7 protein-coding genes are annotated in these 13,046 nt (G+C 40.4%); all 7 read right to left on the reverse strand.

Annotated elements, in window-relative coordinates; translation table 11 throughout:
* Positions 1 to 48: 48 nt before the first annotated feature.
* The 7 genes from glyQ to MK405_RS04125 all read right to left on the reverse strand — a co-directional run bounded on the left by glyQ (position 49) and on the right by MK405_RS04125 (position 13,012).
* Positions 49 to 966 carry a glycine--tRNA ligase subunit alpha gene (glyQ, locus tag MK405_RS04095; protein ID WP_000038746.1) on the reverse strand — a complete coding sequence of 306 codons (918 nt, stop codon included), beginning with the start codon at positions 964 to 966 and terminating at the stop codon, positions 49 to 51.
* A 497-nt stretch (positions 967 to 1,463) separates the two neighbouring features.
* Positions 1,464 to 5,975, reverse strand: coding sequence for a S8 family serine peptidase (locus MK405_RS04100; RefSeq protein ID WP_268704398.1), 4,512 nt, complete (start codon positions 5,973 to 5,975; stop codon positions 1,464 to 1,466).
* A gap of 289 nt (positions 5,976 to 6,264) precedes the next feature.
* Positions 6,265 to 7,107, reverse strand: a complete 843-nt coding sequence (locus tag MK405_RS04105; RefSeq protein ID WP_268704399.1) for an aldo/keto reductase — start codon at positions 7,105 to 7,107, stop codon at positions 6,265 to 6,267.
* A gap of 81 nt (positions 7,108 to 7,188) precedes the next feature.
* Positions 7,189 to 8,577 carry a peptidoglycan-N-acetylglucosamine deacetylase PgdA gene (gene pgdA, locus MK405_RS04110; protein ID WP_268704400.1) on the reverse strand — a complete coding sequence of 463 codons (1,389 nt, stop codon included), beginning with the start codon at positions 8,575 to 8,577 and terminating at the stop codon, positions 7,189 to 7,191.
* Positions 8,578 to 8,680: 103 nt separating this feature from the next.
* Positions 8,681 to 10,408 (reverse strand): septation ring formation regulator EzrA, encoded by a 1,728-nt coding sequence (gene ezrA / locus MK405_RS04115; protein ID WP_084872768.1) that lies wholly within the window; start codon positions 10,406 to 10,408, stop codon positions 8,681 to 8,683.
* Between the two features lie 80 nt (positions 10,409 to 10,488).
* Positions 10,489 to 12,435 carry a DNA topoisomerase (ATP-hydrolyzing) subunit B gene (gene gyrB / locus MK405_RS04120; protein WP_084872766.1) on the reverse strand — a complete coding sequence of 649 codons (1,947 nt, stop codon included), beginning with the start codon at positions 12,433 to 12,435 and terminating at the stop codon, positions 10,489 to 10,491.
* 13 nt (positions 12,436 to 12,448) lie between these two features.
* Positions 12,449 to 13,012, reverse strand: a complete 564-nt coding sequence (locus MK405_RS04125) for an HAD-IA family hydrolase (RefSeq protein ID WP_162279343.1) — start codon at positions 13,010 to 13,012, stop codon at positions 12,449 to 12,451.
* Positions 13,013 to 13,046 lie beyond the last annotated feature (34 nt).

Here is a 13,046-nt window from a genome sequence, read left to right on the forward strand (position 1 = left end):
GCAAGGCTTCGACTTGCCTTTAACGATTTTAGAGCACAGTATTACTTACTATTCTGCGTCTTCTGCTAGGAGTTTAGCTCGTGTTGCTTCATCCAAAAGTGGGTAGCCTAGGCGTTTGCGTTCTGCGACAAAGGTTTTGGCTACGACACGGGCCAAGTTACGGATACGAGCGATATAGCCAGCGCGCTCGGTTACGGATACGGCACCACGCGCGTCAAGTAGGTTAAAGGTATGTGAACATTTGAGAACATAGTCATAGGCAGGGTGAACCAAGCCCTCTTCCAAGGCACGACCAGCTTCCTTTTCAAACTTATCAAAGTTTTCAAGCAACATTTCTTGGTCCGAAATTTCAAATGAATATTTTGAGTGCTCGTACTCAGGCTGGATGAAGATTTCTCCATATTTTACGCCATCAGCCCACTCGATATCATAGACAGAGTCCACTTCTTGAATGTAAGAAGCCAAACGTTCCAAACCATAGGTAACTTCCGAAGTCACAGGACCAGTTGCCAATCCACCAACTTGTTGGAAATAAGTGAACTGAGTGATTTCCATCCCATCAAGCCAAACTTCCCAACCGAGGCCAGCTGAACCAGTAGAAGGATTTTCCCAGTTATCTTCAACGAAGCGGATATCGTGTTCCAAAGGATTGATACCCAATTTTTCCAAAGACTCAAGGTAAAGTTCTTGGATATTTGATGGAGAAGGCTTCATAACCACTTGGAATTGGTGGTGTTGGTAGAGACGGTTAGGATTTTCCCCATAACGACCGTCAGCAGGACGACGTGATGGCTCTACATACGCTGCATTCCATGGCTCAGGCCCAATAGCACGAAGGAAAGTGTAAGGGCTCATCGTCCCCGCACCTTTTTCATTATCATAAGCCTGCATGAGCATACAACCTTGGTCATTCCAAAATTGTTGCAAAGTCAAAATAATTTCTTGAAATGTTAACTTCTTAGACATTGAATACTCCTTATTAAAAAATGATTTCTTGCGACACGAGTCTGCCTCGTCGATTATACGAGGCAAGACGAGTTAGTACTGCGTCTAGCTCAGCACCCTAGTGCTGAACGTGGGGCAGTCCGACTGTAAGGAGGTCTCTGCCACTGACGCAGTAGAAAGTCAATTTCTTAGACATTGTTTACTCCTTTTTTATAAATTCTTATGACTTTGGATGCAAAAAGAACCGTGTCTTTGCTCCTAAGTCTGTGACCTAGGGGCGTCAGAAACGCGGTTCCACCCTAATTTATTACTTCATTGTTTTTAAAAATACGACAGAAAGCGCCAGTTTCTTACCTTGTTCTACTTGGCTCCCACTACCCCAAGCTCGCTTGAAGAACGCCATAAGACTTTCTTTCCTAGCTAGTATTATAACAGATTTTCTAGTTAGTGTAAACCAAAAATGAGTCTGAAAACAAAGTTCCAGACTCATTTAATAGTAAAACTTCAGAAAGTCCTATTTAAGGATGTCTTTTCGCTTTCGGTTTTTTGCCATGTAGATTTCTCTTGGCTTGTTTCAATGCTGTAATGGCATCTTTGACATCTTCTTGGCTCGCTCCTGGATCTTTAAGGAGTTCCTGTGCCTCTTTAAAAGTTAGAAGATAAGCTGCTTTTTCTTTCTTGTCTGCATAGATAAATCTCGCGTTCTTTTCTTGGAAAAGACGTTCATCCTTGACCAGTTTCTTTAGACTAGAGAAGTCTGTGGCCTTGCCATTTAGTTTACTTTTAGCTGTAGCTAGGGCAATAAGAGATTGGTCAATTTGATCTTGTTTGACTTTAGGGTCCACAGCGAGTAAAGCAATTTCTTGGAAGGCACGATCATAAGCACGACGTACTTTTTCCTTGGCATTAGCATATCGTCCAGTTTTAGTCGTTGCGTAGTAAGCTTTCATAGCTTCTTTCAAGGCTGTAACGTTCGAATCTTTTCCATCCAAAGCCTTACCAGCAGCCTCAATACTAGCGAGAACGCCATCAATCAATTCTTGCTTCAACTTGCTTGATAAGGCTGACTGTGCCACTTGGAAAGCTCGGTCATAAGCTTTTCTCTTATCTGCACTACTATTAAAGTAACGAGACGTTTCTACCAGTTCTTTTTGTTGATTTACCGCAGCAATCAAGGCCAACTTAGACACAACAGATAGACGCAAAGCATTATTTCGACCTGGCTGAACGAGCAAGGAAACGAGATCTTCAAGGAGTTCATATCCAGTTGGCAAGGTGACTTGTACAGTATAACGACCTGTAGCAACTTTCTTACCAAAGGCGTATTGACCGTATTTTTCAGCAGGAAGAGTGATACTTGTCCCATCTTCTCCTTTCAAAACTACTGTAGTCGTCTTTGGAACTGCTCGATTAAAGGAAACAGACACAGGTGCATATTCTAGGAGATTTGCTAGGAAGGTAATGGTTTGGAAACTATTTTCTTCCGTCAAGTCAAACTCTTGGGACAAGGCACTGATAAATTTCAATTCTGTTCGATCATAACTGAAAATTTCTGCTGTATAATGACCAAATTGTAAGAAATGAATCGCTTTTGTCTTGTCAACATCAATATATTGCCCCTTGCTATTTTTGATTCGATAGACGTAGAGGGTATCAATATCTTGGTTTGTTTTCGCATCCTTCAAGGCAATTTTCACTCGACCACTATTTTGATCGCGCACAAGTTCAGCAAGCGAAATATAGTCTACATTTCCTGCATAGTCCTCAACAAGATAGTAAATATTAGCCTTGTCAACATCCTTAGGAAGTGTATAACTACCGTCAGCATTTGCCTTAATCAGATGGGTGTTCTCAAGCGCACGAGTTCCAGACTGGTCTTTCTCAGATAGAACCATGGTCCCTTTCTGGTCAAATGGTGTGAGGTAGAAGACTTTTTCTGAAAGGATACCGCCTTGACCCACATCTTTTGGTTTGCGGGCTACGAATTCTTGGTTTCCATCTTTAAAGCGAATATAACCACTTGTGATGACAGGTTTTTGAGTATCAATTTGAATTTTAAAGGTCGTGTATTGTTCTTTGGCTCCTGGAACGTCTGGTGTGTAACTAATAACATAGTCATATAAACCATCTGCAACGGTATTGCCATCAAAATCCTGACCTCTCCAAGCAGTATTATCTAGAATATAACTCTTCAGATTTCTACTGTCACCATCAAAATAATTCTTACGAAGATCCTTTGCATCGCCCTCCCAAATAGGATGTTCATGCTTGGTATCTGTAGCAGCATAAACTGTAGCCCGAAGATTTACAAGATTTCTCAAAGCAACCGTTTTGTATTCGACTAAGTCTTTGTTTCCATCATCATTTGGAGAAATGGCAATACGGACATTCCCTTTTTCGTCCAACTGAAGAACATGCTTACCTTCAGCATTTTGTTCAATCCCAAGAACAGTAATTCGGCGTCCTTGGCGTTGACCTTTAGACACTAGAAGGTCATTTTGCAAGGTAGCTAGATAGGTAGCATCATTAGAGTAGTTAACGGCAGGATTTTCCTTGTCTACTTCCGTGTAAAATCCATTTTTCCCTTCTCGGACAAGATTGTAAATTGGTTTTTCGACAGCAGGGAGATTTTGGAATTCTCCTCGGAAGCCCATAAATGCAAGACTCACAACATCCCCATCATCTGCTGGATCTACAAATCGAACAAAACCTTCAAGGAAATAGCCATTTGGCATTTGTTTGCTGAGTTGATCAGCAAATTTTCGAGTATCCACTTTAACAGTGACTGTTTGACTGCTGTGGGCTTTGACCGTCACTTCAGGCCAGACTGTCTCCGTTAGTTTTCGAGGTCGAAGGGTGAATTTTCCATCTTGGACTTCGTCTGTATTGGTATTCACCACCATCTTGAGAGTGCGGTCAGTATCTGAAATATTGTGTACAGTGACCTTGAAAGTAAATTGGTCTCCAACATTTCCTAAAGTCACACTCGGATAACCATTTTCACCCGTTACATAGAGGTCAGTTGACACTGCAGCAGCTGTGTCCACAATACCAGAACCTTGCTGACGAGGAGAGGTATAAGTGCCTGTGTCCTTATTAACATGTGGTTTTGCAGTTGACATGATCAAGGCCTTGACAGTCTCTGATACTTGCTCAGGAGTCAATTCTGGATGGTGTTTTTGAAGGTATTCCTTAACCAGAACTGCAACACCCGTAACGTGAGGAGCCGCCATACTGGTTCCGCTGATACTACCATAGGTATTGTCATTAAAGGATGAATAGATATTTCCGCCAGGAGCTGTCACGTCCGGTTTCAATTGTCCATCGGTAGTCACTCCCCAACTCGAAAAGTCAGATAGCTGATTGGCTACATCAGAAGGACGATTATCCATCTTACCATTAAAAACAATCTTGTAGTTTCCTGATTTTAAGGCTTCACCATACTGTTTAGAAATAAATACAGAAGGAATTTTCTTTGCTTCATCATCAATAGACATATTGATGTTTGCACCTTCTACATTATTGTAGATCAAAGCACCAACTGCACCGTGTTTTCGTGCATTTTTGATCTTCTCTGAAAAGTTCATGGCTCCACGCTGAATGAGGGCAAGTTTCCCAGTTAAATCCAACTTCGCAAAGTCTTCTTCACGACCTAACCCTGCTTCGACGTATTCGTACTCTTTTCCTTTTTCAAAGTCCTTATCTGCTTCAGGTTGATTATAATCAAATTTTCCGTTATGAAGGCCGGCATTTCCCTCTAGACCTTTAACTTCAAAAACGGCTGTTGTCAATGTTTTATTGTTGACAGAAGCAACTGAAATTGAGTCTTCAACAGTGGATGGATTTCCAACCAAGCCATAGTCTGGGTTTTCGGCTAGCGGTTTTGAATAACCATTTCCGAATGTATTGCTATTTCCTGCTGAGATAAGAACAGAAACTCCCTTGGCACGAGCCCGTTTGATGGCATCCACAATATCAGAACCAGCATCCACCATAGAACCTGTGCTAGATCCCAAACTCATATTAATGGCATCTGCTCCCAAGGCAACTGCGTCATCAATCGCCTTTACATAAAGGGCAGAACTGGTCGTCTTTTGGCGATCTGAAAAGACACGCATAAACATAACTTGAGCTTCTGGCGCCACACCATAGACCTTTTCACCATTTGGTGCTTCTTTATCAGGGTTTCCAGCAGCAATCCCTGTTACGTGCATCCCATGAGAAGTTCTTTCTGCTTCTTTGATTTTATCTGTTCCGTCAAAGTAATCGTAGGCATAGACAACCTTATCACTATACCATTTACCGTAGTCTATTCCAGCAGCCTTTTTAGCTGCTTCGATGGCTTCCTTGTTTTTAAATTTTGCTTTTGACGGATCCGAAATTCGAAGAACCTCATGATTCAAATCAAGCCCAGAGTCAATAATGGCAACAACGGTCCCCGTCCCCTTGTAACCAGCCTTCCAAGTTTTTGGTACTGTGATGATATCATTACTTGAAAGACTATTGGGTTTTGCAGACTCAGCTTTTTCTTGTTCTTTGTCAGTAGTTGCCGTTTCTCCAGTAGTTTTAGGAGCTGTCGTTGCTTGAGCCTCTTTGTTCTCTATGTTAGAAGCCTTCTCAGTAGCAGGCGCTGGACTGGTAGCTACTGTTGTTTCTTTTTGAACGACACCTTGATTTTCTTCATTTGCAACTGTGCTATCTTTTCCTGATTCTTGGGGCTCAGCAGTTTTATCAACCGAAGTTTCTACCTTAGCATCTTGTTTACTAGCATCCTCTTTAGAAGTTTCAGCTTCTTGTTTCTCTCCAACTACTGGAGCTATCACATTAGTATTGGTTTGGTCAGTTGAAGAGTTTGAGTGTTTATCGTCTTTTAGCTCTGTCTTGATTGCCTGAGTTTGGGCTTGATTTTCACCTGTACTCTGCTCATTGGCATTAACTTGACTTGCTCCAAAAACCAAAGCAGTTCCCAATAAAACTGAAGCAAGACCAAATTTGTATTTCCGTAATGAAAAACGTTGTCGTCTATCCATAAATAATCTCCTTTTTCTTTAAAGTATACCTATTATAACGCAAATAATCAAAAATTTTCATAAAAATCTGAATTGTCACAAAAATGTAATATTTGCGTATGTAATGTTCTTATTTAGTTTTATCGTTCGTGTTATTTGTTCTATCAAGGTAATGTTTTCTAAACTTGTTCATTTATTTCAATTTATAAAACTATTTCATTATACAAATTATTTAGATTTTTTATACACAAAAAGACTAGGATTTAAAATTCCTAGTCTTTGTTATTTCGGTATAAATAGATTTCACAAACTAAAAATCCATCTCATCCACACGAGGTGCGCCCGAAGTCACTGAAATTGTCTTTAAGACTTCTCGCTCGTCTTTGCTGAGTTCAATTTCAAAACAGTCAAGATTGCTCTGAATGCGAGAGGCTGTCACTGACTTAGGTAGGGGTAAAAATCCTTCTGCCAAGCTCCAAGCCAAGGCAATTTGAGCAACTGATTTCCCATGCTTAGCAGCAATTTCTTGGACTTCTTTCTGTTCAAACAGCTCTCCTTGCCCAAATGGTCCCCAAGCCTCTAAGAGAATTCCTTTCTCTCTACAGTAGTCAACCACTTCCTCTTGGTAAACCCCTGGCGCCAAGCGCACCTGATTGACCGCTGGAATGACTCTTGCTGTCTCAAGCAAAGCATCCAAATGATGGGGAAGAAAATTACTAACGCCGATAGCACGTATTTTGCCTTCTTGGTAAAGATCCTCCATCGCTCTCCAGACTTCAGCATTGCGAGTTTTCCATTCGTCATTTTCTCTTAAAGGTTTTGGATTTGGCCAATGGATAAGGTACAAATCTAGATAATCCAATCCCAGTTTTTCCATTGATTCTTCAAATGCTTGGCGAGTTTCATCATAGCTGTGATTGGTATTCCAGAGTTTGGTCGTTACAAAGATTTCTTGGCGTGGAATACCGCTATCTCGAATAGCACGACCAACACTTTCCTCATTTTTATAGATAGCTGCAGTATCGATATGACGATAACCAGCCTTTAAGGCTTCTAAAACGGCTTGGTAGGCCACCTCTCCATTTTCAGCCTTCCATGTTCCAAATCCTAGTACAGGAATGGAAACTCCATTATTAAGGGTGTAAGATTTCATCGTTTTTCCTTTCTATGTGAAGAAAATCTAAAGAAACAAAATCCTGATTATCAGAACACTTGCTCCTTTAGATTTTAACAATTATTGATCACGATCGTAATAGATCTCGTGAGCCTTCAAGCGAGAATTGAGCAATTCAGGAACAGTCACAAATGTATACCCTTCACCCTTTAAATACTCAATGACACTTGGTAGAGAATTAACAGAAGGACCATGGATATCATGCATGAGAATGATAGAACCATTACGAACTTGGTGTTGAATTTCTGTCAAAATAGCAGCTTCATTCTTACTCTTCCAGTCCAAACTATCCACATCCCACATGATAAAACTCAAGTCAAGACTATTTCGAATATCATCAGTGATGGCACCATAAGGTGGACGCATCAGTTTAGAGCTTGATCCTAAAACTTGAGTCAACAAATCTTCTGTATCAGTGATTTGCTTTTTAGCATCTTCGAGGGATAATTTAGAAAGGATAGGGTGATCCCAGCTATGATTTCCCACAACATGACCTTCCGATTTCATTCGTTTCAGAAGATCCTCATTTCCTGCTACGTTTTTTCCAAGTACAAAGAAGGTTGCTTTTACACCATACTTAGCCAAGGTATCCAAGGCTTGTGGAGTTGTAGTCGGATTTGGACCATCATCAAAGGTCAAGGCTACAACCTTTTTATTTTTCTTGGCAAAGTAAGCTTGATAAAGTTCAGCATCTTTTTCTAGTAAATAAGAGGAATCAATGACATCAAAGAAACTGGATATTGGTAAAGCAATTTCTTCAACAGTCTCTCCAGGATTAGCAGGATAAAGGATAATTTGACTATCTTTATAATCAAAACTCCAAGATGCCAAATCCTGATCTGTGAAGTTTTTGACAACCTGATCAATTTTTGCCTGGTCAAGTTTCTTATCTTCTAGAGTTGATTTGATTTGACTTAGTAAGAGTTCCTTAGCCTTGCTTGCATCTTTAAAAAGTTTACTGAGGTCAAAATCTTTCCCATCTTCAGTCAAGAAAATTTTTTCTAAAGAAGTCTTTTCTTTTTCTTCAACCTTTGATGCAGACAAATCGTAGACTTGCTTGCTGATATTACGAGCAACAACTCCCTTTAAGACAGGATCCAGCTGTTCAGTATAATAAAAGACCAGATCCTCTTTATCTTCTAGATTTTCTTTGATGTCTTGGTTGATTTTTTCTCTAATAGACGCAATAACTTCCTCTCCTTGCAGAGGGTAGTAGGCAATCACCTCCGCTTGCCCTTTTCGGAAATTGTCCCTCTGACTACCTGAGTTGAATTGCTGATCCTTTTCGCTTTTTAACGCTTCAATTTTTTGTTCATAAGATTGCTTTTGTAGAACCTTGTAGCCAATGGCACTTCCCAAAAGAATCATAGCGATTCCTAAGATCCCAACAAAGGAAAGCAATAACCTTCTCTTTTTATCGTGAGAAACACGGTTCATATTTTTCTTCATATTTCCATCATATCAAATCAAAGCTATTATTTCAATGATAAACAGGTAATCTAGCTCCATTTCAAAAATAAAGAAAAAGCTTAGAGTTCTCTAAGCTTCTATTTTAAAAGCGAATTGCTTCACGTGTTTTTTCATATGAAGTCACAAAACGATTTGTAACTCCTGGTTCTGCAACTTCCAAGGCTTGAGAAATCTTCTCAAATGATGCCCGATAGTCAAACTCTTTCTCAAAAATTTCAAGTGCTTCGTTGAAAGCCTCTTGGATGCGTTCATCAAATGAACGGTAACGATTTGAGTATTGGAGAAGTTGCTCTGTCAAAGTTGCATACTGAACAATATCGTATGTTTCTGTCTCAAGTACTACCATATCATTCGTTGCAATTTCAAGAATTCGCTTAACAGATTCAATATTAACCTGCGGTTGTTCTAGCTCCGCCATCAAATCTTCAGTGTTATGACTTGCAGTAAAGAAGAGTTTCAAGAAACTTTGAGGGATTCCTGGTAAGTTTCGCTTTTCCATGTAACGTTTGATGGTGTGCAAACGATTCACATAGACATTTGCTTTTTGGCGAGCATTGAGGTCGTCTTTTTCAATTTGCGCAAGTCGTTCGCTCACAGAAATTTGCTCATCTTCAATATCTTTGAGATTGCTTTGAAGCATTTCCAACTGTTCTTCAAGAACAGAATAGGCTTGAGCAGATTCTCTTTGATCCTCTGTTACTTCTAAAATAGCGGTATCAAGTGCAGCTAATTCTTCTTGAAGTCGGCGAACATGATTTCCATCACTTTCTGGAAGAAGGTAAGTTTTATTCAGGCGTTCAAGATCCTGAACAAGCACCTGGTTATTTTCTTTCAAGTGGTTGAGATAGGTTGGAAGTGTTGAGAGGAGATTCTCAACGACTTTTTGAGCCTCAATTTCACGAGTGAAAATATCATAAAGTGCGTTGATTTCTTCTTGAATGCGATTATTTTCATACTCTGCATTGTCCAACTCCAACTGACGAATGTTTTCTTGATTATTCTTCAAAGATTCATGCAAAAGTTGGAAACGTGACTCAATATCTGTTTCAGTAAAGTGGTAGTTGGCATCCAACAACTTGCGATAGCCTTCTTCCAAATCTGCTAATTGATCTGGTAATTCCTTTGTCAAGGTTTCAACAAGAGCTGGAATCCGATCAACAATATGCGTTAGAGCAAGAATATGATTTTCAGTATCATCTAAGATTGCTGCAGCTTCAACTGGGTCACCTGATGAGTTAAGGGTAACGAATTGAGAGAATTCCGATTGGATGTTTTCCAATTGTTTCTCAATCTCAGGAAGAGCTTTTCCATATTTCTCTGAGTCTTCTGCAACGGTATGTTGAAGGGTTTCAAACAAGTCCAAAGCATGTAGGACACGACCACTATTCTTAGATTCTTGCTTTTCAAGTTCAGAAAGGGCATTGCGAATAGCTGCAATATCCTCTTCAATCAAACTAATCTGGCTTTCAATTTGATCAATCTTGTGAGCTGCTTTAAAGAAACGGAAAGAATTATTGTAGTTTTCAGCTTCAAAGAGGTGATTTTCGATGTCTGCAAATGAGTTCAGAGATAAATCAACCCATTTTTGATTCCATTCACGAAAGGTTACCTGACTTTGACCAATCAAGTGCATATTTTTAACGGCTTCAACCTCATCATTTACAGGAAGGTTGTAGAGTTCTTCTTTTCTTTCTTCAAGCGCCGTTAATCTGCTTACATTACGCTTACGTAGAAAAATGGCTGTTACATAAGCTAAAATCAAAATGACCGCAATCGCAACCATTAGATAAATTAGTTGTCCATTAGACATATCAAACTCCTTTTATACTAGAAACAATCGTAATGATTATATCATATTTTTTAAACCAAGGGAACTATTTCCCACATTTTTTAGACGTCAAGTGTACTGTAAACAGCGTTTTCTTCGATAAATTCGCGACGAGGTTCTACCCGATCGCCCATCAACATATCAAAGATTCTATCTGCTTCAGCAGCATCATCTACTGAAACACGCGCCATCAAGCGATGTTCTGGGTCCATGGTTGTTTCCCACAATTGGTGGTCATCCATTTCTCCCAACCCCTTATAACGTTGGATGGTTGGCTTTGAGCGTCCTTCACTATGACGTGCTAAGGCTTCTTGGAGTTTAATTTCTTGATCTGTACCTGGCTGAATGTATTCTTTGATCTCACTTCCAACTTTAACCCCATAAATCGGTGGTTGGGCAATATAAACATAACCAGCTTCTAGGATTGGTTTCATGTAGCGGTAAATCAAGGTTAGCAAGAGAGTTCGAATGTGGGCTCCATCGACATCGGCATCGGTCATCAAAACGAGTTTTTGGTAACGAGCCTTAGTAACATCAAATTCTGCGCCAAATCCTGTCCCCATGGCTGTGAAGAGACTCCGAATTTCTTCGTTAGCAAGAATTTTATCCATGCTAGCCTTTTCAACGTTCAAGATCTTACCACGAATTGGTAAGATAGCTTGGAAATCACGGTTACGACCAGATTTAGCTGATCCACCAGCCGAGTCTCCTTCGACGATGAAAAGTTCGGTTTCAGCTGGGTTGTTTGAAGAACAGTCTGCTAGTTTTCCTGGAAGATTGGAAATTTCCAAACCAGATTTCTTGCGAGTGACTTCACGCGCACGCTTGGCAGCCACACGAGCCTTGGCAGCCAAAATTCCTTTTTCCACGATACGCTTGGCAATCTGTGGATTTTCCATGAGAAAATCAGAGAAGGCATCGCTGAAGAGGCGATTGGTAATCTTAACTACTTCACTATTGCCCAGCTTTGTCTTGGTTTGCCCTTCAAACTGCGGATTTGGATGCTTGACAGAAATCACAGCAGTCAAACCTTCACGGACATCTTCCCCTGTTAAATTGTCTTCATTGTCTTTTAGTAATTTATTTTTACGAGCATAATCGTTGATAACACGCGTCAGTGCTGTACGGAAACCTTGCTCATGCGTTCCACCTTCATGGGTGTGAATGTTATTGGCGAAACTCATGACATTTTCGTGGTAACCGGTTGTGTACTGCATGGCTACTTCAACTGTGATATCATCCATCTCACCGTCTGTGTAGATTGGTGTATCAAAGATCACATCCTTGTTCTCGTTGATATATTCAACATAGCTAGCAATCCCACCCTCATAGTGGTAATGTTTAGTCTGTTCGAGACCTTCACGCTTATCTGTGATGGAGATTCGAAGACCTCGGTTCAAAAAAGCTAGTTCTTGAATACGTTTATTCAATTTGTCAAAATCAAAGGTCGTTGTTTCTGTAAAAATCTCTGGATCCGGTGTGAAGTGAACTGTTGTTCCGGTTCTATCCGTATCTCCAACCACCTCAAGATCAGCAACGACATTCCCACGGTGGTATTCTTGATAATAAATTTTTCCGTTTTTATGAACCCGAACATCCAGTTGAGTTGAAAGAGCGTTTACTACTGATGAACCTACACCGTGCAATCCACCTGAAACCTTGTATCCGCCACCGCCGAACTTTCCTCCAGCGTGAAGAACAGTAAAGACGGTCTCAACAGCAGGACGTCCTGTCTTTTCCTGAATGTCAACAGGAATACCACGTCCATCATCCACAACGGTGATGGAATTATCTGGCTCAATAAGGACTTGGATATGACTGGCAAATCCAGCTAGGGCTTCGTCAATTGAGTTATCAACGATTTCCCATACTAGATGGTGAAGACCTTCTTTTGAAGTCGATCCAATATACATACCTGGACGCATACGAACAGCTTCCAGCCCCTCCAAAACTTGAATTTGACTGGCATCATAATCCTGTGCCTGTTGATTTTTGATTTCTTCTGTCATTTTTTCCCTTTTCTTACATGTCTATTGCTTGTCTCAGTGTCGCAACGTTTTTAAAAAGATAGGCATCTAAGCCGGCAGCTTTACCTGCTTCTACATCAATATTTCTGTCTCCAATGACCAAACCGGATGAGATATGATATTTATCACGTAAATAAATCATAGACTCTGGATTTGGTTTTCGTTTGAAACCAGAACTGGCAGTCACGACTTCTGTGAAATAGTCAGCTATCTGAGTCTTTGCAAGAAGTTCTAGCACTTGGTCATTTCGATGAGAGACTAAGAAATGACGGCCACCCTTGTCAGAGATGTCTTTTAGTAACTCTGGAATTCCCTCAAACAAAACTGGGTACTCTAGCTCACGCGCTTCATTCTCTTTGTAGTTTTCTAAAAAATTCTCGATGGCTGGGGCAAACTTCTCAATGGCAAAAGCTGTCGAAACCTTCAAGGCTTCGTAAACACGGTCGTGTTCTTGCTCTATTCCGTATTGGGCTAAGGTCTCTACAAAGGCCGCTGTAGAAGTCTCATAATTATCCAATAGGGTACCACCTAAATCCCATATATAGTCACGATATTTCATATCCTTCATTATACCATTTTTTTACGAAAAAAGC

This window comes from Streptococcus oralis (assembly GCF_026782345.1).
Lineage (GTDB): Bacteria > Bacillota > Bacilli > Lactobacillales > Streptococcaceae > Streptococcus > Streptococcus oralis_CK.